Origin of the sequence: Pontibacter populi (genome assembly GCF_040278685.1) — a bacterium.
Lineage (GTDB): Bacteria > Bacteroidota > Bacteroidia > Cytophagales > Hymenobacteraceae > Pontibacter > Pontibacter populi.
In genome coordinates, this window is the sequence record NZ_JBEOKT010000003.1 from 59,840 (window position 1) to 81,817 (window position 21,978).

Below are 21,978 nucleotides of genomic sequence, written 5' to 3' on the forward strand. Positions count from 1 at the left end.
TAATCTGCACGAACTATACAAGCATACCTTACCTGCCCTCGGCTGACCATATTTGCACACATAGAACAGAAATGGCTCTCCCAAATGCATCAATAACATGCCAGACGCACAGCAACTATACAGGTACAGAATGGCAGTTCCGGCTTTAGCAAATTATCAATGCATCGAATGCACATCTTGCAAACAAGTTTAAAATTGACGGGCTTTTCCTGCAATAGTATAGACGTAAATGCTTAGGGATTAGCCATAGGCGGGGAATCCGGTGACTGGTGAGGGCGAAAGGGCAAACCCAGGAAATACGCGATAGTTCCTGCAATCTGGTACTGGTAGTTCTTCTGGCGCAACTTAACTTCTCCGGCAGGTGGCGTATCGGGCCCCAGGATAGCAGCCCACACATGGTTCGAGCCCGGGTACCAGAAGCGCCCGTGTTTTTTCCAGCTTAATTTGTTTAAATACCCACGGCCATGGTCGGTTGCAATGATGAGGGTGGTTTTGTTACGGTATTGTTCCTGTGACTGCAGCCATTCCCATAGTTGCCGGATCATGGCGTCGCTTTGGTAAATGCTTTCCAGGTAAGCGCCGTAGTTTCCTTCATGTGCATGCTCGTCGGTTTCGCCAAAGGCAAGGTGCAGCAACCGCGGTCGCTCCCGCTCCAGGTATGCCATACCATACTGAAACGTAATTGTGTCCTGTCGTACAGAATGCCAGCGCGGTTTGGTTTGGGTAAATTGTTCATTTAACCGTAGTTCTTCAGGTGTAAGGTTTCTCCCGGTAGCCAGACTATTCCCTGCATTTACCGTTATGCCACTTCTTTCTGTGTTCACGATGTATGGCAAAAGGTTCCAGGAGCCGACTACTGCTACTTTACCTTTAAAACCGGGCTGTTGGTTTACCCATTCCAGCACCGTTACATTCGGGTTATGTATTTTGCGGTTATGTTTCAATATGGGGTCGGGTGCACCGCTCAGCATTTCGTTGTAGCCCGGGTAAGATATCCAGTGCCGGGTTGCCAGGTTCATTTTGTTACCATGTTTCCGGTTACCCAGCAGTTGCCCTTGTGTTGCGATGTTGCTCCAGAAAAAAGGCATCAATAGCTTCCGTCGCTCCTGCGGGTCGTGGTGCCAGAAATGGTTTTTTACTGCGTCAGGGTTAGGTGTATACTTTTCGGACCGGAGTAACTTTTTATCTGCACCGGCAAACACTTCCTGCCAGCGCAACCCATCAAACGTTACCAGGATAACATTCTCTGTTTTAAACTCCTGTGCTCCCGCAGGGCACCATATCAGGATAAAGCATAAAATTGTCCACAACCCTTTCATAGTGGTAGGTTCATGCAAGTAAAAGCCTGGGCTTCACGACTTACTTAACCTGGTTGTATTAACCGGCAAATTATTGAAAAGCCCATTTTATGCTTACGAGTTAAGTGGAGGAAAAAGGTAGCAGCTTTATTGGGTTTTTATAGTTGGGATAAGCTTCTGAACTATAGTTTGGATGTCATGCGTATCTCACGAGTTATGCGTTTCCAGGTAAGCGGACGTGTACGGATGTTCCTTGGCCACGCCCTCGTTCATGATATGCATCACCGTCCACCCTGCCGACTTAAGCTTATCTGAAATAATGGCCCGATGGCAACGCCACCACACGGCTTCGGAGCACATGTAGGCTACCCGTTTTATAGTTGCGACCTCTTCTAACCTGCCTAAAGCTTCTTTAAATTCGGTAGTCTCAGCATAATCCGCATAGCCTCTGAAAGATTCGCTTTTCCAGACGGTGTTGGTTGAGTCCGGTTTTGGTTTGCGACGACCACCAAGTTCGGTAAGCGGCATGTACTCGATACCTGCTTCCGGCAAATATGCCTGCAGCGCCTCTACATTAAAATGAGGGTACTTTTTAGAACCGGGGTAGCGGCGCACATCCACTAAAACGTCAATCTTAAACGACTTCAGCGCTGACACAAATTCTTCGGGGCTTCGGGTAGAGTGGCCAAAGGTCCAGATCGTATTTTTATCGTTTTGCATAGCTGCTACAGGTTTAGCCTTTACTGTACGCCTATAGTGTAACCTGCGTTTGTTTATACCAACATGTTGTTTTTTAACGCTGCAATGGTGAACTTTGAAAGGTAAACCATACTGCTGATTTGTTACCACCTACTACACATTGCTGTACTTTTCTGAAGCCGCTTACCGGCTTTGTGGCAACATCTCATCATGTTACGCTCTGCGATAAGCTTACGGGCTATTGCCTGCATTTCCTATCCGCCCCCAAAGCTTTTTACAAACAGGCCTAACCAAGGCCAATGCACCACTCCTGCTACCTGTAACTATAGTTCTGCTTTAGAGTCGAAACTATAGTTAAAAAGCTCTTACTTAAGTTCGTTCAAACTGCTATAGTTTATAGTTTGTTAAGGACTCAACTTATTTCCAGATCAAGATCATTAACATTTTTACAGCTGCTTTAAAAAGCAAAATACCAATTACACAGTTTTATGGGCTTCTTTAACTTCCTGACACAAGGCATTGCGATCGATATTGGAACTGCTAACTTCCTGGTTCTGAAAGAGGGAAAAGTGGTGGTGGACGAACCATCTATCATTGCCTTTAACCGAACTACCGGTGAAGTAATTGCCGTCGGCCACAAAGCAGAACAAATGGAAGGGAAAGAGCATGAAAATATACGTACCATCAGACCCCTTAAAAATGGTGTGATCGCAGATTTTCATGCAGCCGAGCACATGATAAAAGGCATGCTGAAACTGGCAAACACTGGCAGGCGCGGCATGTCCCCTTCTTACCGCATGGTGGTTTGCGTACCGGCCGGCATAACTGAGGTGGAGAAAAGAGCTATCCGGGATTCTGCGGTTATTGCAGGCGCTAAAGAAGTGTTCCTGATACATGAGCCGGTTGCAGCTGCCATTGGTATCGGCCTGGATGTGCAGGAGCCGACCGGGCACATGCTGATCGATATCGGAAGCGGCATTACTGAAATTGCAGTTATAGCCCTGAGTGGCATTGTTTGCGACCAGTCGGTGCGCGTAGCCGGCGATACCTTTGATGAAGACATCATCCAATTCATGCGCAAAGAGCATAACATCCTGATCGGGCAAAGTACCGCCGAAAAGATAAAGATCGAAGTTGGCGCGGTAGTAGATTCGTTACCAGATGCACCGGAGCCTTACGCTGTAAAAGGACGCGACCTGATGACCGGCCTGCCAAAGCAGGTAACCGTTACGTACCAGGATGTGGCCTTCTGCCTGGATAAATCGATCACTAAAATTGAAGACGCCATCCTGTTAACCCTTGAGCTAACGCCACCCGAACTGTCATCAGACATACACCAATCCGGTATTTATTTAACTGGTGGCGGAGCGTTGTTGCGAGGGCTGGATCTGCGTATAGCGCGTAAAACCAAACTGCCGGTGCATGTAGTAGATGGCCCCCTGCTGGCTGTAATAAAAGGAACAGGAATTGCCCTGAACAACATCAATAACTTTAAATTTCTGATGCGGTAGGCTGGCGCTTAAACTATAGTTACGGGTAGCAACGATGCATCTACTATACAAACCAGCCTTTTATCCCGACATAATCTTATAGTTTAAGCAGCATCTTGTTAAAATACTTTATAGTTTTGATGCTGCATTTACCCGGTAGCCGGAACACCTTTCCGGCCCGGCTTTAACAGTACATATCCATGTTGTCGAAAAAGACAAAATATGCTTTTCATGCGCTTAGCTACCTGGCCGAAAACCAGGATAAAGGCGCCATCCTGATTCAGGAAATAGCAGAGGCAAAAAATATATCGCAGAAATTCTTGGAGTGTATCCTGCTCGACCTGAAAAAGGCAGGTGTGCTTGGCAGCAAAAAAGGAAAAGGCGGTGGCTATTACCTCATCAAAAAACCAGAAGAGATAACCCTTGCCAGGATCATCAGGTTATTGAACGGCCCGATTGCCTGGCTGCCCTGTGTTAGCCTGAACTATTACGAAAAATGTGGCGATTGCCAGGATGAGGCGACCTGCAACATGCACCTGATCATGTGCCAGGTGCGTGACCAGACCTTAAGTATAGTCGAAAATAAGACCGTACAGGACCTTATAGGCAGCAAACAACTATAAATCAGTGCCTTAATATCTGATATAGCAAATTTTTGATTTTTTTTGCCTTATTAGTCTACAAAGTTTGTAGAGTTTATATACTTTTAGCTTTCAAAGCAGAGCTATGCTAATCGACCAATACTTAAAAAAGGCATTCAGCAGCAAGGGCAACCCGCGCACCGACAGCAAATTCAAAAGTGTGGCCAAAGCCTTCTCGTGGCGCATTTTAGGCACTTTTGATACCATTATCATCTCCTATTTTATTACAGGTGAGCTAAAAATGGCCTTCTCGATAGGTTCTATTGAGGTGTTCAGCAAAATAGCGCTTTACTATGTACACGAACGGATTTGGGAACGATTTACAGTTAAAAAAGTAGCACATGAACTTGAAAGACCAGATACCATCGCTGCTTAACGCGATAGCCGACATGCCACTGTCTGAAGCACTGGCATTTATAGCACAGGCTTTTCCGGGTAAGGTAGCATTCTCTACTGCCCTAGGACAGGAAGACCAGGTCATTACACACGCCATTTTTTCAGACAAAATTCCGATAAAGATCTTCTCTTTAGACACAGGTCGCTTGTTTCCGGAAACCTACGAACTATGGGCGGAAACCGAGCAGAAGTACCAAAGCAAAATTGTGCCCTACTACCCGAAAGCGGAAGCCGTGGAAGAACTGGTAAGCCAGAACGGGATAAACGGATTTTATGATTCTGTAGAAAACAGGAAAGCCTGCTGCCATGTGCGTAAAGTGCAGCCATTGGGCAGAGCTTTGGAGAACGTAGATGTCTGGGTAACCGGCTTACGATCCGGACAGAGTGCCAACCGCAGTAGCTTTAACCTGCTGGAGTGGGACGAAGCTTTCCAGGTCATCAAATTTAACCCGATCATTAACTGGTCTTTCGATGAGATGCTGGTCTACCTGAAAGAGAACGATGTGCCTTACAACAAGCTGCACGACCAGGGTTTTATAAGCATCGGGTGCGCACCCTGCACAAGAGCTATAGCACCAGGCGAAGAACCACGGGCAGGCCGCTGGTGGTGGGAACAAACCCAGAAAGAGTGCGGACTACATGCTAATTACTTTAACAAATAATACTGCTATGACTATTCATGCCGGAGTTTTTCCGAGAGAACTGGAAGATGAAGCGATCTATATCTTACGTGAGGTTGCCGCGCAATTTGAGAAACCTGTACTCCTGTTTTCCGGCGGAAAAGACTCGATTACGCTGGTAAGGCTGGCTCAAAAAGCTTTTTACCCGGCTAAAATTCCTTTCCCGCTACTGCACGTTGATACAGGGCACAACTTTGAGGAAACTATAAAATTCCGAGACGAACTGGTTGCTGAATTGGGCCTGGAGCTGATCGTGCGTTATGTGCAGGACAGCATAGACCAGCAAAAAGTGGTGGAGGAAACTGGTAAATACGCCAGCCGCAATGTGCTGCAAACCGTTACCCTGCTCGATGCGATTGAAGAATTTGGTTTCGATGCCTGCATAGGTGGCGCACGCCGCGACGAAGAAAAAGCCCGGGCAAAAGAAAGGATCTTCTCTGTAAGAAACGACTTCGGACAGTGGGATGCAAAAAAACAGCGACCTGAGCTGTTTGATATGCTGAACGGCAGGATTAACCTGGGCGAGAACGTACGCGTGTTCCCGATCAGTAACTGGACCGAACTGGATGTCTGGAACTATATAAAAGAAGAAAAACTGGCTATTCCGTCTATCTACTATTCGCACCTGCGCGAAACGTTTGAGCGCGACGGGCAGCTTCTCCCCTTCTCTTCGTTCATCAACATTACCGAAGATGAAACTATAAGCACACGCATGGTGCGCTTCCGTACGGTTGGCGACATGACCTGTACGGCTGCTGTGGAGTCTACGGCTGTTGAGATAGACCATATTATAGAAGAGATTTTAAGCGCTACAGTTTCGGAGCGCGGCGCCCGCATAGATGACAAACGCTCTGAGGCGGCGATGGAAAAAAGAAAGCAAACCGGATATTTTTAAGGTATGGACGTTCTGAAAATAGCAACAGCAGGCAGCGTAGACGACGGAAAAAGCACCCTGATCGGCAGGCTCCTGTTCGAAACAAATTCAATAACCACCGATAAATTACAGGCTATAGAGGCAAGCAGCAAAAAGAAGGGTCTGGATTACATAGACCTTTCGCTGCTGACCGATGGACTGATAGCCGAGCGGGAACAAGGCATCACGATAGATGTGGCGCATATCTATTTCTCGACGCCTACACGTAAGTTTATCATAGCCGATACGCCGGGCCATTTTGAATATACCCGCAACATGGTTACTGGCGCCTCCAATGCCAACGTATCGATGATCCTGGTGGATGCCCGCAATGGCGTGGTGGAGCAAACGTTCAGGCACTTTTACATTTCATGTTTGCTGCGCATCCCTAATGTAGTGGTGTGCATCAACAAAATGGACCTTGTCGGCTATTCGCAAACAGCTTTCGAGGAGATACAGGCTAAATTCATGGCTTTTGCTGAGAAGGTTAAATTCGAAGGCCAGCAGATCAGTTTTATACCTGTGTCATCGCTTTATGGCGATAACCTGACAGCGCCATCTGCGAGCATGCCGTGGTATACCGGTGCTCCGCTGCTAACGCTACTTGAAGAAGTAACTATAGATGAGCAGTTGCCTGAGGAGGAAAGCCGCTTCCCGGTGCAGTATGTGGTACGGCCAAAGTCGGAAGAGTTTCATGATTACCGTGCCTATGCAGGCAAGGTAGCCAGCGGTTTGTTACGCAAAGGCGAACGCGTAGTGGTGTTGCCAAGTGGCCAGGAAACCACCATTGCTAAAATAGAGAAATTTGGCCGCGAAATAGAAGCTGCCCAGGCGAAAGAATCTATCAGTATTTTGCTGGAAGATGATGTAGATATCAGCCGTGGCGACATGATCGTTCCGTTTGCACAACTGCCAAAACAAGGCCGCCAACTGGATGCCACCATCTGCTGGATGGATAAGAAACCGCTTCGCGTTGGTGGCACGTACCTGGTGCAGCACGGCGTAAATACCTCGAAAGCAAAAATAAGCGCGCTTGCCAACCTGATAGATGTAGTAACGCTTGAAGCAAACAACACCCTGAGTGAATTGCAGTTGAATGAGATCGCTGACGTGCAGCTAAAAACTGCCAAAGAGATCTTCTACGATTCTTATAAAGACAACAAGGCAAACGGCTCCTTTATAGTGATAGATGAGCAAACCAATTCTACAGTTGGTGTTGGGTTGATAAAGTAACTATAGTTAGCTGCTTGAATTTGCAGCGTTAAACGCTTTCCTGTTTTTACCAAAAGCCGCTTCCTGTTAAAGGAGCGGCTTTTTACTTTTAGTTTAGAGAGTTGAATTGTTTATTTATAGCAGCTGTAGTTAATTTCGCTATCTTGTTCAGATTACTTAGTTTATGGTTCAGATTAAACTATAAACCTATTTCGTACATAGTGCAGATAAACGTTATAGTGGCGTATATACTATAGTTGTAACATATTAGAATCAATTGAAAAAGAAGCATTACATAGCATTGTTTCATCCTGTCGGAGAAGAAGTGAAAACTCGCATTGACTTCGATTCAGAGATTGAAGAAACATTGGTATATGAACTTCTAAAGCTTGACGGTTACAGCATTTATCAGTTTATTCTGCCAGACTATCAATATGTGATGTCTTTTGATGAGTTGAGTGAGTTAGGTGTCAAGTTTAAGTTATTCAAAAAAGAAAGAAAGACTTGGTTTGGTCTTAGCAAGAAAATAGAGCAGGAGCTGCTTATTTACCCTAAAGATGGTTTCTTCTATCCCTATCAATACGGAAGCTATTTCTATCTCTTCAGCAGAGAAGAAATAAAAGAAAGTGATTTTATTAGATGGATAGAAGAGCAATTTCCAAAACGATGGGTTGACTTTGATGATACTTTGGCTGGTTTGAACAGTAAAACAATTAAGCTCCTTCATCAATCCGACTACATTCTGGTTACCAATCATGATTATCAGAAAGAGTTTGGTGTAGTTGGAAGCAAAGAAGTGTGTGCTACCCTAACAGCCAAACTGAGACAAGGAGCCTTTGAATCTTTTGAAACTGAAGAATATCTACAAAATAAAGAATAACAAGTTACAACCACACCTTTACTGTAGCTATGCCACAGCAAAGCCAAGTACGTTGGCCGTAATATAAAGAGATGCAGAAGAAAGCCAATGTAAATTATAAAATCGCTACTTTCAGCTTATTTGTTTTGCTTATTGCGTCCTTACCTTACATTGTAAATGAGGATTTAATTAAGTTTTTGTACTCAGGATCCAGTGCAACTTATGCGGTTGCACTTATTTATAATAAATACTGGTTGGTGATAGGCTTATCATTTGTTGTTATTCTATTTTGTGTCTTATCAGCAGGATCTAAATGGTCAAGGTATTTATTTGCAATCTCTCTGATTATTTGGGGGCTTTCATTACGGTCTTATGCTGTAATAGGAGGTTCTTCGAATACTATTGTGGTCCAAGGGATGTCGATTTTTCCATTATATAGAAGTGACGTAGTCAAAAGTAACTCTGTAGGAAAGTTCGACTTCTTTTTAGGGGAAAAACTAAGAAACACATTAGATAAACAAAAATAATACTACCACTAACAACACCTACCTAAAAGTAGCGAGACAGTGGTTGAACCAAGCTTTGTGCTTCTATTAAAGTTTCTGTATGGTTGACAGTGAATTGCTTCAAAATCGCCACCTTCAGGTAGCTGCAAACCGTTCCCAGTCAGGCAAAAACGCAAAAGAAAGATAGAAATGATGATAAATCAAGTAACCCTTCTAAGTCAAAACGGGACAAAGATTAAAGCCCTTATTACAGGTACGGTAACGGTTTTTATTCTGTGCCTACTTTTTTGGGAGCATTTTCATGGTGGTGTTGCCAGTCATCATATTCTACAACAACAAAACCTACCTGCTATTTCCAACTGGTGGAGCGGACTATTACTTCCTGTTCTTACCTGGTTTCTTATAGGGAGGACAGAAAAGAGACTTAGCAAACAATTCTTACAGGTACAACAAACGAATATTCTGCAAAGTCAGGTTTTAGGGCTTTTTGTAACAGGTTTGGTATTAGGTGTTGTAATAGCAACCTCATTCACATATGGTTACAACACTTTTTTAGACAATGTGCCTTACATCATATTACTGCTCAGTCTAATTATTCCCATATTTTACGCTGAGTTTATGTTAGGCTTTATCCTTGGCATGACCTATACCTTTGGCGCAATATTACCGACCATTTTCATACTCCTTTTGGCAGCTATTGGATTTCTTACCTATAGATTTATCAGACCAGTGATTATAATGCTAACAATGAAAATGATAAATAGTCTGAATAAAAGCCCGAACCGCTAACAACGTGTAGGGGCAATAGCGGGTGAAGTGGTAAATCAAAAGACTTTGTTTCTGATCCGCTACTACACATACACCCGGTCCGTTAGAACCAATTGAAGATGTACTCAAATGAGTTCATCAAAGAAATATTTAAATTCTGAAAAGCATGAGTGATTCAACGAATCTATGTTTGGCTTGTGGGTTATGTTGTAACGGTACTCTGATTGGATTTGTACAGCTTGATAGTGAAGAATTGCCTGTATTGAGAGAATTGCTGGATCTTGAGAATACAAACGGTGAGGGTTTTTTTCTTCAGCCCTGCAAAAAGTTTTGTGATGGCTGCACTATATATTCCAAAAGACCGAAACAATGTGCCAAATACGAGTGCGAACTTTTAAAGTCTGTCGAACAAAAGGAAATAGATTTTGACACGGCTATTGAAACAATTCAAGTCGTTAAACAACAAAAAATTGCTATAGAAAAACAGCTGGCGCTATTACCGCTTGAACTTAAATCCGAATCATTCTACTTTAAAATGGTCGAACTGAACAGGTTTTTTCAGAACAGCCAGTATGACTCCTCATTACCGCAAACTCATCTGAATTTAATGTCGGACCTGGCGCAATTAGAGAGTCTGCTGTTAAAAAGATTTGGTATCTCATTTTCTTAAAAATGAAGGCTTATTGACTGAATAATAAGACCGTACATGCTCACTGTTGTTAATGAAAGTTAAACAAACACGATAACAACAGTAGTTTATTCCCCATAACGCCCCGATAATCCTTCACTTATTCAGATCACTCCCCTACTTTTGCAGACCAATTGGAGCCTGTTCATCAAACTATAGTACAGGTACGTCATACTTATGGAATCTAAATACAGTAAGGAAATTATACCTTTGGAGGGTTGGGACCGGGAAGAAACTTTTCGCTTTTTCAGCACTTTTAAGCAGCCTTATTTTAACGTACACACCGAAATTGACATTACGCCGCTTTACCGGTATTGTAAAACGAACGGGTTATCTATATCGCTTGCTTACATGCATGCCACCCTGCAGGCAGCCCGCGCTACCGAAAACTTTTGTTACCGGATAGAAAATGGCCAGGTGGTAAAGTATAACGGTCTTGACACTTCTTCTACGGTGCTGAAAGATGACAATAACATCGCTTTCACCCACTTCCCTCACCACGAAAAGCTGGAAGACTTCTGCCGCGAAGGAGCCGAAATTATTGCGGAGGTTAAAAAGAGTCGTAAACTGTTTAACGGTTACCAGGGCAATGACCTGCTGCACATGACAACCCTGCCCTGGTTTACATACAAAGGCATGGAGCACGCATTCTCGTTAACGCAAGAGGAAACGGGAGTGCCCCGAATCGGGTATGGCCGTTTAGAGTTTAGGGAGGATAAAGTACTGCTACCGATGAGTATTGCCTTGCACCACGCCCTTGCCGACGGTTACCACATGCACCTTTTCCTGCAGGAAATGGAAGCAGTAATCTCAAACTATAAACTATAGTTGCAGGCCCTCAAACTATAGTTGGCACAGTATCAGGAAAGCAGAGTCGTTTTATTCTGTTAAACCCAACCTCTTTAATGCCCTCGCTCGCGTCCCGCGAGTGTGAGCTACTCTGTGGCGTCCCGCCACTTGTGCCTCAGGCACAGTTTAAAGCGGCCAGAGTCCGCAGGGAACTTACACTCGCGGGACGCGAGCGAGGGCGAATAGTTACTCAAACTATAGTTTTAACGAAATCAGGAAAGGGCTTGCGGCGCAGGGTTGCCTGCCGGCCTGGACTTATCTTCCGGGAGCGGCACAAACTCAGCATTGTCGTTAGGTGGTAAAATAATTCGTCCTGCTTTCCAGTCGGCTTTAGCCTGCTCAATACGCTCTTTCCTGGACGACACAAAATTCCACCAGATGTAGCGTTCGCCCAGCGGTTCGCCACCCAGCAACATAAGCGTGGTTGGTTCTTTGGCAACTATAGCCGGCTCAGCGGTTTTATTAAATACCAGCATTTGCCCTACGGTATAGGTACGACCTGCAACTTCTATGCTGCCTTTGGCCACGTAAATTCCCCGCTCGGTGTGTTCTTTTGGCAAGCTTATTCGGGCATTTTTCTGCAGCACCGCATGGAGGTAAAACAACGGCGAATGGGTTTTCACATCGTTCCGCAGGCCGTAGGCATCTCCGGCTATCAGCCTCATCCAAACACCGGTATCGGTATAAATTGGCAGTTGCTCAGGTTTATAGTTGGTAAAAGCGGGCGCATCTTCTTCATCTTTCTCCGGCAGGGCCACCCAGGTCTGTATCATTTCCAGGTTACCTCCGGCCAGGGCACTTGGGTCTTCAAAACGTTCGGAATGCGCAATGCCGCTGCCAGCTGTCATCCAGTTCACTTCTCCGGGCCTGATGATCTGTTCCACGCCCAGGCTGTCGCGGTGCGTTACCTGCCCACCAAACAAATAGCTGACCGTAGATAAACCGATATGCGGATGGGGCAGTACATCCATCGAATGCGTCATTTCGGGAGCGATATCCACTGGTCCGGCATGATCCATAAAAATAAAAGGTCCCACCATTCTGCGCAGTCGGAACGGAAGAATACGGCGCACATCCATGCCCGGGGCAATGGCAGCTTTCCGGGCTTCTATCACTATATCCAGCATATCGGTTTTATTACGATGTTAATTCTTTTTTCTCGTAGAATGATGCCTGGTCCAGCAACTCCATATCCTCCTGGGTAAGGTTAACTTGAGTAGCTTCTGCGAAAGCCTGCAGGTGTTTGCTTTTAGTAGCACTGGCAATTGGTGCCGTTACCTCGGGTTTGTTTACCTGCCATGCAAGCGCTACACCAGCCTGAGAAATGTTGTGTTTATCGGCTATCGTATCCAGCGCTGCCAGTATGCGTTTCCCTCTTTCGTTCAGGTACTTTTGCATGCTGCCGCCTCGCACACTTTTACCAAAGTCATCTTCCGTTCTGTACTTGCCCGTCAGGAAACCGCTTGCCAATGCGAAATAAGTTATAACACCCAAGCCTTCTGTCTTACATATAGGCCCGATCCCTTCTTCAAAAGCCTGCCTGTTATAGAGGTTATATTCCGGTTGAAACACTTCGTATCGTGGCAACCCATGCTTTTTACTCGCTTCTAATGAAGCTTTTAAGCGCTCCGGAGAAAGATTGGAGGCACCAATGTATTTTACCTTACCAGCATCAATCAGTTTTTGATAAGCTCCCAGCGTTTCTTCCACAGGTGTTTTATCATCATCCCAATGCGTCAGGTAAAGGTCAATTTGCTCTACCTGCAGCCGCTTAAGGGAATCTTCAGCTGCTTTCAGAATATGCTTTTCAGAGATGTCCTTATGCCCCTGGCCCATATCTGAGCCTACTTTTGTTATAATGGTAACATCCTTCTGATTTCCCCTGGCCTTCATCCACTTCCCGATTATAGTTTCCGACTCACCACCCTGGTTACCTTCCGCCCATCTGGAGTAAGCATCAGCCGTGTCTATCGTATTAAAACCGAGGTCAACAAATTCGTCCAGTATCGCGAAGGACTCTTTTTCATTCAGGGTCCAGCCAAGTACGTTTCCCCCGAAAACGATCGGTGCGGTGTATAATGCAGTATTCCCTAATCTTCTTTTTTGCATAGTCGTTGGTTGATATTTGCTGGTTTTGATCTGTCTTTTTCTGATACGAAATTATAGTTGCAGTAGGTATATGGTGTTTTTGTTATGAAAAGTTAAGCCAGATATCACCATGCTAATAACCAACGGTTCCTTTTATAGTTTTGTCACCACTTCTGCTTTTGCTATAGTTGGGTTTATAGTTCGTAATAATCTGGCGCGAGTCTCCAGACTCGTGACTTGGGGTGAATGTTGCGTCTCCTGACTCAACTGGCCCGGCAGGGACAGGGATTGATAGTGGCTTTGGCTATAGTACTATAGTTGACGTTATCCAACCACCCCTAACCCCTCTCCCAAAACAAGTCCGGGATCTTGGACTTGTTTTGGGAGAGGGGATTCTTCTGCTTTCTGCATTTTACTTTGTCATTTCGAACAGCGTGAGAGATCTGGTACAGTTTAACATCCCCCTTCCCCCCCTTCAAAGGGGGACTTTCGGCCTTAGCAATAGTTGGATTTATAGTTCTATAGTTATAGCCTTCAAGCGGACAGGTCGCGACCTGTCCCTACGGAACTATAGCCATGATAAAAGTCGAAGCTTATCAGTTCAAACTATAGAAAAGCAGTTGCTATGCGAAACTTCTCAGTCTTTGGGTTGAGCGCCTTGTGAATATCTGGTGCCGTCAGGCATTGTGAGGAACGAACAAAAGGGATTCGCACAGCGCGATGCCCAAAGACGGGGCCCCGCGGCCGTGAGCGCACCAAAGCTGGATTGAAACGATAGGTAAGTAAAGCTCCCTGGATTAGAAGTAATTTGAAAGGATAGCTTGGCTCAGGTTGAGTGAGATCCTAACAATAAGACACATAAGATCCCTCGGCTGACACTCGGGATGACAACTAGTATCTATAGATTATACCTCAAAATCCATCATTGGCATCCCTGGCATCCAGGTCATAAGGCATCATGTAATCCTTCATCCCTATAAACTCCAACAAGTCTTAAAGCCATTATAAAGTAACGAACTATTCCCTTAGCCAGTAAACAGACGGAACATTATATGAAGGATTAAACTGACTATACCAGAATATTACATGGCGAAGGAAACAGCTAAAGCGTTGGGTAAAAACTTTACCGGCTTTGTAACAGTGAAGGGCGCGCGGGAGCATAACCTCAAAAACATAGACCTGACCATACCGCGCGATGCCATGGTGGTGTTCACGGGTGTGTCTGGTTCAGGAAAGTCTTCGCTGGCGTTTGGCACACTTTACGCCGAAGCCCAGCGCAGATACCTGGAATCTGTTTCGCCGTATGCCCGTCGACTGTTTCACCAGATGGCGGTGCCGGAAGTAGACTCTATTGAAGGACTGCCTCCTGCTGTGGCCTTGCAGCAACAGCGCGGTACCCCTACTACCCGTTCTTCGGTCGGCAGTGTAACCACGCTCTCTAACCTGGTACGCATGCTGTATTCCCGTGCCGGCGATTACCCTCCGGGCCAGTCGATTATCTATGCTGAGGCTTTCTCACCTAACACTGCCGAAGGTGCCTGCCCGGTCTGCCATGGTCTGGGGAGAATTTATGAAGTTACTGAAAAGTCAATGATACCGGATGACTCTTTAACGATAAGAGAGCGAGCCATAGCGGCCTGGCCAACCGCATGGGGCGGACAAAACCAGCGAGACATACTGGTAACCCTGGGAATTGATGTAGACAAACCCTGGCGTGAATTGCCAAAAAAAGAACGCGACTGGATCTTGTTCACAGACGAGCAGCCTGTCGTTCCGGTTTACCCTAGTTACACACCCGAGCAGACCCAACGTGCACTTAAACGCAAAGAAGAGCCAAACTATATGGGCACCTTTACCAGTGCCCGGCGGCATGTGTTCCATACGTTTGCCAATACCAACAGCCCGCTCATGAAAAAACGGGTCATGCAATACATGCTCAGCACCGATTGCCCCAACTGCCAGGGTAAAAGGCTTCGCCCGGAATCGTTATCGGTTAAGTTTGCTGGTTATGATATCACAGAACTATCCAGGTTACCACTAAAACGACTATCAACTATACTTTTACCTTACGCTGAAGGAACTGACACTACCCACAAAAAACAGGAAGCCGAACATCCCGAACAAACTATAGTTGCCCAGCGCATTGCTGCAGATTTGGTAGCCCGGATAAAAGTACTGCTCGATCTAGGCTTAGGGTATTTATCGCTGGAGCGCAGCACCCCAACTTTATCACCCGGCGAACTGCAACGCTTGCGTTTAGCTACACAACTTCACTCCCATCTTTTCGGGGTGGTATATGTACTCGACGAGCCTTCTGCCGGACTACACCCTTCTGATACATTGGCCTTACTTACTGCCCTGGAAGGGTTGAAAAAAGCCGGTAATTCCCTGTTTATAGTAGAGCATAATCTCGACGTGATCCGGCATGCAGACTGGCTGGTAGATGTAGGCCCCGATGCCGGGCAAAAGGGTGGTGAAATACTGTATAGCGGTCCTCCGGAAAATCTGCACCAGGTACAAACCTCTAAAACGGCAGCCTACCTTTCAGGAACAGCGGTAGTGCATGAGCAGAATCCGCGCACGCCTACAGGTTGGTTAAAACTTAGCGGCGTTACCCGAAACAACCTGCATAACCTCGACGCTGAATTTCCGCTGGGCGTGTTTACAACCGTAACAGGCGTTTCAGGTTCAGGTAAATCCAGTCTGGTGAGCCAGGTGCTAGTGGAGTTGGTGGCTGAGCACTTAGGTCATGTGATAACGATGGAGGAAGACGAAAGCGAAGAACTGGAAAGGACAGTGCAACACGAAACCGGCGGACAAATTACGGCTGGCATGGAAACTATAAAACGGCTGGTGCGGGTAGATCAGAAAGCAATTGGCCGCACGCCGCGCTCAAATCTGGCAACCTATACTGGTTTGTTTGATAATGTTCGTAAATTGTTCGCTGCAACGCCTATGGCCCGCGCCCGGAAGTATGATGCCGGAAGGTTTTCGTTTAATGTGGCGAAGGGCCGATGCGAGAATTGCCAGGGCGAAGGTTTTGTAATGGTGGAGCTTCTGTTTTTGCCAAGCGTGTATGCCCCCTGCCCTGTTTGCCATGGCGCCCGCTACAACGCTAAAACATTAGAGGTAACGTACCGCGAAAAAAACATAGCTGATGTGCTGGACATGACTGTAGATGCTGCCTCGGAGTTCTTTGATGAAGAACCGAATTTGCAACGCGCCTTAACAGTTTTGCGGGAAGTTGGCTTAGGTTATTTGCGGCTGGGTCAACCGGCAACAGAGCTATCTGGTGGTGAGGCGCAGCGTATAAAACTGGCGACCGAACTGCAGAAAGCACAGCGGGGTAACTCACTATACATTCTGGATGAACCAACCACCGGGCTGCATCCTGCAGATGTAGAAAAGCTACTGGTGCAACTCGATAACCTGGTAGAGGCCGGTAATACCGTTATAGTGGTGGAGCATACCATGCGTGTAGTAGCAGCCAGTGACTGGGTAATAGATATTGGTCCGGGAGCCGGTGAAGAAGGCGGTAAAATTGTAGCAGCAGGTACGCCTGCACAGGTGGCAAAGTCCAGGCAGAGCAAGACGGCGCCTTTCCTTAAAAAAGCATTGAACAGTTAACTATAAATTAAAGCTTAAAACTATAAAATGGCTTCAGGACTTCTTGCCTTATTAGATGACGTGGCTGCTCTTGTGAAAGTGAGTGCGGCAAGTTTGGATGACGTACCAACGCAGGTAGCAAAAACCACCAGCAAGGTTTCCGGTATTGTGATAGACGACACGGCCGTAACGCCAAAATATGTAGTCGGCCTGGACCCGTCCCGTGAGCTTTCTATCATCTACCAGATCGCTAAGAAATCACTCATTAACAAGCTGCTGTTGCTCAGCCCGGCTGCGCTCATTCTTGGTTTCTTTGCGCCATGGGCAATTCCGCCAATACTAATGGTGGGTGGTGCTTTCCTGTGTTTCGAGGGGTATGAAAAAGTGCACTCCATGTTCAGCAAACACAAAGAAGCCGGCGCACACCCGGAAGAGGAGATGGAAGTGATAACGCCACAGGAACTTGAAAAAGAAAGAGTGGCCGGCGCTGTCCGTACTGACCTGATTTTATCTGCAGAGATCGTGGCCATAACCTATGCCACCGTAGCAGATAAGCCGTTAGTTAACCAGATCGCAGTGATGCTGGCTGTGGGTATTTTTATAACGATAGCTGTGTATGGCTTTGTAGGCTTAATTGTAAAAGCCGATGACCTTGGCGTGCATATGGCGAAGGAAAAGAACAGTCCGCAGGTAAGGAAGTTCGGAGCAGGAATTGTAAAGTTTATGCCTACGTTCTTAAAGATATTGAGCTATGTTGGTACGGCAGCCATGCTGTGGGTTGGAGCCGAAATCATTGCACACGGTATTCCGTTTACGAGTCATGCGCTTGATAACCTCGAACATTCACTGTCTGATATTCCAGCGTTAGCCTGGTTTGTAAAAGCATTGGTTTGTGCCATCGGTGGTTTGATCCTGGGCTTTTTTATCGAAAAGTTGGTAACACTTTTCAAAAAGATCTTCAAAAAAACTCCTGCTGAGAAAAGCGTGTAAACGATAGCCAGACGATCATCTGAAAAGAGCAACCCTGCCTGATTAGTGCGGAGTTGCTCTTTTTGCTAACTATAGCTTCTGCCTTCGAAGCAGAATTATTACACTAAGTTTACAACTATAGTTATTGCTATAGTTAAATGTGTTGCAGAAAATGAACGAATGATGGCTGCTGTTGTTATTTTTGCCAAACTTTAGCCTTACACACAACAGTTTGTCACACCCGGTAGTCCACCCAAGTACTTTTTTCACTCCTTTTGATGATACATTAGCGGCTGAAACCTTACCTGAAAAGTTTACTTATCCTTTCAGCTATACGCCCCACCCTGTCAGTTTGCTTGCTGCCGAAAAGCTCCAGGTTCACCTGAAAAATCAAACCGACTGGCAGCATAACTTCGGATTAACAGAAGGCCAGAAAGGAACTGTTATCGGTAAAATGTTTGGCGTGCTGGTTGTCAGGACGGCACAAAACGAGTTGGGTTATCTGGCTGCTTTCTCCGGTAAGCTGGCTGGTGGTTATCATCATGAAGGGTTTGTACCTCCTGTTTTCGATAGCCTGACAGAAGGTAGTTTCTTAAACATTGGGATGCAGGAACTGACGCGAATAAATAAGCAAATAAAGAAACTTGAAGAAGAAACATCCGCTGAAAACAAAGCTGAGATCACACGTTTACAGGAATCACGCAGAGCAAACTCTGTAGCCTTGCAGGGCCAGCTTTTCGATCAGTTTCAGTTCCAGAACCAGGCTGGCGAAATCAAAAGTATACGGGATATCTTTCAGAAAGCAACGCATAACAACCCTCCTGCCGGAGCCGGAGAATGTGCTGCACCAAAACTTTTGCATTACGCTTTCCGGCATGGCATGACGCCCATTGCCATGGCCGAATTCTGGTGGGGCCTGTCCCCTAAATCTGATACCTGGAAACATGGCCATTACTACCCTGCCTGCCGCGAAAAGTGCGCTCCCATTCTAGCCCACATGCTGCAAGGTATAGTTATGGAAGAGAAGCCTCAGTAATTTCTGGCGTGGGAATCCATCCCGTGCCTGCCTGTGTGTGTGCGAGTCTCCAGACTCGCTGGTACGTTAAAGTGAGTCTGGAGACTCACACGCACTTCATGTCACGAATCTGGAGATTCGCGCCAGAAAAAGTAAATCTTAAGTGTTACTACTTGGCTGTATTAGCTTTTTAATTTCCCTCTCCCTTCATCTATTTTCAACTATAAATCTCCCCTACCGGTGTTATAACGTATCCTCTTTAACTGAAAACAGTATAGTTTGCATATCCTTTTTGTAACTATTGGCAGATGGCTTATAAAACACTGGTGGCGTTCACATATTTTCTTGCCTTTGCTACGGTCATCCCGTTGTGGCGCCATAGTGCGTGGTGGGTACGCGGGTTCGATTTTCCGAGGTTGCAGTTCATGATCATGGCTTTCGTGTTGCTGGTGGCTGAGATCATTTTTCTTGACTTTTCGCATTACGATACCTGGATCGTTACAATAATAGCCCTTGCTGCATTCTGTTTTCATGGCGGCTGGATTTTACCATTTACAAGGCTGTTTCCGGTAGAGGTAAAAATTTCGCGGCACAACGACCCCAAAAACAAGATCAGCATCCTGACGGCCAATGTACTAACCACCAACCAAAACTATAAAGGCCTCCTGGACCTGGTAGCCAAACACCAACCTGATGTGCTGGTAACACTGGAAACAGACCGCTGGTGGGAAGATAAGCTGCGTGTGCTCGAAACAGACTATACCTACACCATGAAGTGCCCGCTGGATAACAAGTACGGGATGCACGTGTACTCCAGGTTAGCTTTGGAAGACACTGCCATACAATACCTGGTAGAGCCGGATGTGCCCTCGATGCATGCGCTGGTAGTATTGCGGTCCGGGGTTCGGGTACGGGTACACTTTTTACATCCTGCCCCGCCTAGCCCCACCGAAAATCCTGCCTCGTCGGAGCGCGATGCCGAACTGCTGGTGGTTGCCAAAAGTGTTTCAGATGAGTTTTCCCCTATTATTGTTACCGGTGACCTGAATGATGTGGCCTGGTCTGAAACAACGCGGCTGTTCCGGAAAATAAGCGGCCTGCTGGACCCACGTATTGGAAGGGGCATGTTTAACACGTTTCATGCTGAGTTCTGGTTTGCCCGCTGGCCTTTGGACCACCTTTTCCATAGCGAGCATTTTACGCTGGCCCATATCGAAAGACTGCCTTATTTTGGGTCAGACCATTTCCCGATGCTGGTGGCACTGGTTTACGACGAACCACACGGCGCCGACCAGGAAGGTTTGGTAGCCGACGAAAAAGACCACGAATGGGCCGAACAAAAAATGGAAGAGCACGCCGTGGAGGAGGCGGATGTACACGAGCCCGGCAAAGAAAAGGAGTAAGTAAATCTTACTATAGCTATCGATGGCTCACAATATACAGCAATGGTCCCTACTTTTAGTAACCAGATAGATGTAGATGCCAGAAGCCATTTAAACAGCTTTTTTAACAGAAATAACTATATCTCGCTCCTTAAAATACAAAACCCCGCTAAAATGTAAGCGTTACTTAAAGCACGCTAAACTATAGGTTAATATGAGCCCTAAACTGAAAGAAGTACTGATCATAGACGATGACATGACTGCCAACTATCTGAACATACGGATTGTAACAGAAATGCAGATTGCGCAGCATGTAAAGGTACTTCACAACGGTAAAGAGGCACTCGAATATATTTCAAAAAACTGTGGTATTGATCATAATGCCTGCCCCGAGCTCATCATATTAGACCATTTTATGCCCGAGATGGATGGCATGCAATTCATGAAAAAACTGCACGAAAACGGCCTGATAGAAAAGATGCGAACCGTCTTTCTGCTACTCGCCGTGCATACAGATATTAAAGACCTGAAGCATTTCGAAGACCTGGGTGTTCAGGAATTTACTGATAAGCCACTTTCTAAAAAACGGTTGCAGGAGGCATACGATAAATACTGGGCTAACGACACAGCAAGAGACAATTCATAAAGCTATAGTTTGTTGCCGGCTGTTTTGCCTTGCTTTTTAGTGACAGCTACCAGTTTTGGCTGTTCCGGGTACAGAAACTTCTGGATCTCCTTTAACTGACCGAAGGTTCCGTTAGGTACATTGCTCAAAATGATAAGCGCGCTATGGTCTTTGGGGTTTCGGAGCAGGTAGGTGGCGTAGCCGTGCCATAAACCTCCGTGGTAAACAATGGTGTCGCCGCTTGTCACGGTGGTTATGCGCCAGCCAAAGCCATAGTCTTCAGCTTTTTTCTTTTTGCGCGAACCGGTAAAAGCTTCTTCCAGCGTCTCCTTTTTAACTAGTTTACGGGTGTAAAGTGCCTGGTCCCATTTATAAAGATCCTCTACAGTAGAGTAAATTCCTTTGTCGCCGAGCACGGTATCTAAATAGTCCGGGGATCGTTTGCGTCTGCCGCCAGTATGCCCGGTGGCCACTTTTCCGGTTAAGGTAGCCACATCTTTACTATAGGTAAAAGTATTCTTCATCTCCAGGGGGGCGAAGATCTGCTCCTGTAAAAATGTAGCGAACGGCATACCTGAAGCTTTTTCAACTACAGACGCCAGCACCATATAACCTGTATTGCTGTAATCGAAATGTGTGTCGGGCTGATAATAGACAGGTGGCTGATGTGTTGCCATCAGTTGCAGCACATCCTGGTTCGTGATCGGTTTGCTGCGGTCGGGCCATAGTTCGTCACTGAAATAGGTATAGTTGCCCAGCCCGGACCTGTGTGTTAGCAGCTGTCGTATGGTTATGCCATGGTACGGAAAATCTGGAATGTATTGCTGCACGCTGTCGTCGTAGGCAAGCTTGTCCTGTTCTTTCAGCATCATAATGGCCATAGCCGTAAATTGCTTTGATACCGATGCCAGTTGAAAAGCAGTTTGGGTGGTAAGCGTATCTTTGCTGGAAAAATCAGTGTAGCCAAAAGCGCCTTTATAAAGCACCTGGTCGTATTTGGTAACCAGCACGGTGCCGTTAAAGCCTCTTTTTTTGTGCAGCTTTTTAAAAATTGAGTCAAGGTGGGTACCCAGTTTTGCGGCACTATCAGCTGTAAAGTAAGCCGGCACTTCAATTTGCTCTCGCTCCTCTTCTTCTTTACTGAATTGCTTTTTCTGCTCTGTTTTCTCCGACTCACGGCATGACACCAGCGATACGATAAGTAGAACTATAGTTAGAAACCGGATAGAAAATAAATGTAATTTGAAAAAAGTCATACCTGAAACTACAAACGCCAAAAAACGCCTACTAAATG

General features: G+C 46.0%; 21 protein-coding genes. 16 read left to right on the forward strand and 5 right to left on the reverse strand.

The genetic code is table 11. The features are described from left to right. Positions 1-233: 233 nt before the first annotated feature. Together ABS362_RS03755 and ABS362_RS03760 are read right to left on the reverse strand one after the other, a co-directional pair. On the reverse strand, positions 234-1,319 hold the full coding sequence (locus ABS362_RS03755) for an alkaline phosphatase family protein (protein WP_350410960.1): 1,086 nt from the start codon (positions 1,317-1,319) through the stop codon (positions 234-236). Between the two features lie 186 nt (positions 1,320-1,505). Then, on the reverse strand, positions 1,506-2,018 hold the full coding sequence (locus ABS362_RS03760; protein ID WP_350410961.1) for a DUF488 domain-containing protein: 513 nt from the start codon (positions 2,016-2,018) through the stop codon (positions 1,506-1,508). 467 nt (positions 2,019-2,485) lie between these two features. On the opposite strand from ABS362_RS03760, the gene ABS362_RS03765 reads away from it, so the two are divergent. The 11 genes from ABS362_RS03765 to ABS362_RS03815 all read left to right on the forward strand — a co-directional run bounded on the left by ABS362_RS03765 (position 2,486) and on the right by ABS362_RS03815 (position 10,978). Further along, complete coding sequence (locus ABS362_RS03765) at positions 2,486-3,508, forward strand: rod shape-determining protein (RefSeq protein ID WP_350410962.1); 1,023 nt, start codon at positions 2,486-2,488, stop codon at positions 3,506-3,508. A 179-nt stretch (positions 3,509-3,687) separates the two neighbouring features. After that, positions 3,688-4,110 (forward strand): RrF2 family transcriptional regulator, encoded by a 423-nt coding sequence (locus ABS362_RS03770; protein ID WP_350410963.1) that lies wholly within the window; start codon positions 3,688-3,690, stop codon positions 4,108-4,110. 103 nt (positions 4,111-4,213) lie between these two features. Beyond that, positions 4,214-4,504 (forward strand): DUF2061 domain-containing protein, encoded by a 291-nt coding sequence (locus tag ABS362_RS03775; RefSeq protein ID WP_350410964.1) that lies wholly within the window; start codon positions 4,214-4,216, stop codon positions 4,502-4,504. Continuing rightward, positions 4,470-5,186, forward strand: a complete 717-nt coding sequence (locus tag ABS362_RS03780; protein ID WP_350410965.1) for a phosphoadenylyl-sulfate reductase — start codon at positions 4,470-4,472, stop codon at positions 5,184-5,186. Before ABS362_RS03775 ends, ABS362_RS03780 begins: the two co-directional genes overlap by 35 nt. A 7-nt stretch (positions 5,187-5,193) precedes the next feature. Continuing rightward, entirely contained in the window at positions 5,194-6,099 is a 906-nt protein-coding gene (cysD, locus tag ABS362_RS03785) for a sulfate adenylyltransferase subunit CysD (protein WP_350410966.1), read from the forward strand. Between the two features lie 3 nt (positions 6,100-6,102). Continuing rightward, positions 6,103-7,350 (forward strand): sulfate adenylyltransferase subunit 1, encoded by a 1,248-nt coding sequence (locus ABS362_RS03790; protein WP_350410967.1) that lies wholly within the window; start codon positions 6,103-6,105, stop codon positions 7,348-7,350. A gap of 256 nt (positions 7,351-7,606) precedes the next feature. Next, on the forward strand, positions 7,607-8,209 hold the full coding sequence (locus ABS362_RS03795) for a hypothetical protein (RefSeq protein ID WP_350410968.1): 603 nt from the start codon (positions 7,607-7,609) through the stop codon (positions 8,207-8,209). Positions 8,210-8,280: 71 nt separating this feature from the next. After that, a complete protein-coding gene (locus ABS362_RS03800) occupies positions 8,281-8,715 on the forward strand; it encodes a hypothetical protein (RefSeq protein WP_350410969.1) in 435 nt (144 codons plus the stop codon). Between the two features lie 168 nt (positions 8,716-8,883). Next, on the forward strand, positions 8,884-9,483 hold the full coding sequence (locus ABS362_RS03805; protein WP_350410970.1) for a hypothetical protein: 600 nt from the start codon (positions 8,884-8,886) through the stop codon (positions 9,481-9,483). 145 nt (positions 9,484-9,628) lie between these two features. Then, a complete protein-coding gene (locus ABS362_RS03810; protein WP_350410971.1) occupies positions 9,629-10,132 on the forward strand; it encodes a YkgJ family cysteine cluster protein in 504 nt (167 codons plus the stop codon). A gap of 195 nt (positions 10,133-10,327) precedes the next feature. Next, a complete protein-coding gene (locus ABS362_RS03815) occupies positions 10,328-10,978 on the forward strand; it encodes a CatA-like O-acetyltransferase (RefSeq protein WP_350410972.1) in 651 nt (216 codons plus the stop codon). 233 nt (positions 10,979-11,211) lie between these two features. Here the strand turns inward: ABS362_RS03815 and ABS362_RS03820 are convergent, their stop codons facing one another. Both ABS362_RS03820 and ABS362_RS03825 read right to left on the reverse strand, forming a co-directional pair. Then, a complete protein-coding gene (locus ABS362_RS03820; protein ID WP_350410973.1) occupies positions 11,212-12,126 on the reverse strand; it encodes a pirin family protein in 915 nt (304 codons plus the stop codon). A gap of 10 nt (positions 12,127-12,136) precedes the next feature. After that, the gene (locus tag ABS362_RS03825) at positions 12,137-13,108 is read right to left on the reverse strand and encodes an aldo/keto reductase (protein ID WP_350410974.1); all 972 of its coding nucleotides are present in this window, start codon (positions 13,106-13,108) and stop codon (positions 12,137-12,139) included. A gap of 1,065 nt (positions 13,109-14,173) precedes the next feature. Here ABS362_RS03825 and uvrA point away from each other — a divergent pair. The 5 genes from uvrA (at position 14,174) to ABS362_RS03850 (ending at position 20,705) form a co-directional block, all read left to right on the forward strand. Then, entirely contained in the window at positions 14,174-16,714 is a 2,541-nt protein-coding gene (uvrA, locus tag ABS362_RS03830; RefSeq protein WP_350410975.1) for an excinuclease ABC subunit UvrA, read from the forward strand. A 27-nt stretch (positions 16,715-16,741) separates the two neighbouring features. Then, on the forward strand, positions 16,742-17,683 hold the full coding sequence (locus ABS362_RS03835) for a DUF808 domain-containing protein (protein WP_350410976.1): 942 nt from the start codon (positions 16,742-16,744) through the stop codon (positions 17,681-17,683). A gap of 211 nt (positions 17,684-17,894) precedes the next feature. After that, on the forward strand, positions 17,895-18,698 hold the full coding sequence (locus ABS362_RS03840; RefSeq protein ID WP_350410977.1) for a pseudouridylate synthase: 804 nt from the start codon (positions 17,895-17,897) through the stop codon (positions 18,696-18,698). Between the two features lie 287 nt (positions 18,699-18,985). Further along, positions 18,986-20,080: an endonuclease/exonuclease/phosphatase family protein gene (locus ABS362_RS03845; protein WP_350410978.1), complete on the forward strand. Its 1,095-nt coding sequence runs from the start codon at positions 18,986-18,988 to the stop codon at positions 20,078-20,080. 193 nt (positions 20,081-20,273) lie between these two features. After that, positions 20,274-20,705 (forward strand): response regulator, encoded by a 432-nt coding sequence (locus ABS362_RS03850; RefSeq protein ID WP_350410979.1) that lies wholly within the window; start codon positions 20,274-20,276, stop codon positions 20,703-20,705. 2 nt (positions 20,706-20,707) lie between these two features. On the opposite strand, the gene ABS362_RS03855 is transcribed toward ABS362_RS03850, so the two are convergent. Then, positions 20,708-21,940: a serine hydrolase domain-containing protein gene (locus ABS362_RS03855; RefSeq protein WP_350410980.1), complete on the reverse strand. Its 1,233-nt coding sequence runs from the start codon at positions 21,938-21,940 to the stop codon at positions 20,708-20,710. Positions 21,941-21,978: the final 38 nt, after the last annotated feature.

Coding starts and splice junctions, on each gene's coding strand:
- ABS362_RS03845 (WP_350410978.1), top strand. CDS start 18,986: ATGGCTTATAAAACACTGGTGGCGTTCACATATTTTCTTGCCTTTGCT.
- ABS362_RS03835 (WP_350410976.1), top strand. CDS start 16,742: ATGGCTTCAGGACTTCTTGCCTTATTAGATGACGTGGCTGCTCTTGTG.
- ABS362_RS03770 (WP_350410963.1), top strand. CDS start 3,688: ATGTTGTCGAAAAAGACAAAATATGCTTTTCATGCGCTTAGCTACCTG.
- ABS362_RS03775 (WP_350410964.1), top strand. CDS start 4,214: ATGCTAATCGACCAATACTTAAAAAAGGCATTCAGCAGCAAGGGCAAC.
- ABS362_RS03765 (WP_350410962.1), top strand. CDS start 2,486: ATGGGCTTCTTTAACTTCCTGACACAAGGCATTGCGATCGATATTGGA.
- ABS362_RS03850 (WP_350410979.1), top strand. CDS start 20,274: ATGAGCCCTAAACTGAAAGAAGTACTGATCATAGACGATGACATGACT.
- ABS362_RS03780 (WP_350410965.1), top strand. CDS start 4,470: ATGAACTTGAAAGACCAGATACCATCGCTGCTTAACGCGATAGCCGAC.
- ABS362_RS03815 (WP_350410972.1), top strand. CDS start 10,328: ATGGAATCTAAATACAGTAAGGAAATTATACCTTTGGAGGGTTGGGAC.
- ABS362_RS03760 (WP_350410961.1), bottom strand. CDS start 2,018: ATGCAAAACGATAAAAATACGATCTGGACCTTTGGCCACTCTACCCGA.
- ABS362_RS03755 (WP_350410960.1), bottom strand. CDS start 1,319: ATGAAAGGGTTGTGGACAATTTTATGCTTTATCCTGATATGGTGCCCT.
- ABS362_RS03800 (WP_350410969.1), top strand. CDS start 8,281: ATGCAGAAGAAAGCCAATGTAAATTATAAAATCGCTACTTTCAGCTTA.
- ABS362_RS03820 (WP_350410973.1), bottom strand. CDS start 12,126: ATGCTGGATATAGTGATAGAAGCCCGGAAAGCTGCCATTGCCCCGGGC.
- ABS362_RS03810 (WP_350410971.1), top strand. CDS start 9,629: ATGAGTGATTCAACGAATCTATGTTTGGCTTGTGGGTTATGTTGTAAC.
- ABS362_RS03825 (WP_350410974.1), bottom strand. CDS start 13,108: ATGCAAAAAAGAAGATTAGGGAATACTGCATTATACACCGCACCGATC.
- ABS362_RS03790 (WP_350410967.1), top strand. CDS start 6,103: ATGGACGTTCTGAAAATAGCAACAGCAGGCAGCGTAGACGACGGAAAA.
- uvrA (WP_350410975.1), top strand. CDS start 14,174: ATGGCGAAGGAAACAGCTAAAGCGTTGGGTAAAAACTTTACCGGCTTT.
- ABS362_RS03805 (WP_350410970.1), top strand. CDS start 8,884: ATGATGATAAATCAAGTAACCCTTCTAAGTCAAAACGGGACAAAGATT.
- ABS362_RS03855 (WP_350410980.1), bottom strand. CDS start 21,940: ATGACTTTTTTCAAATTACATTTATTTTCTATCCGGTTTCTAACTATA.
- cysD (WP_350410966.1), top strand. CDS start 5,194: ATGACTATTCATGCCGGAGTTTTTCCGAGAGAACTGGAAGATGAAGCG.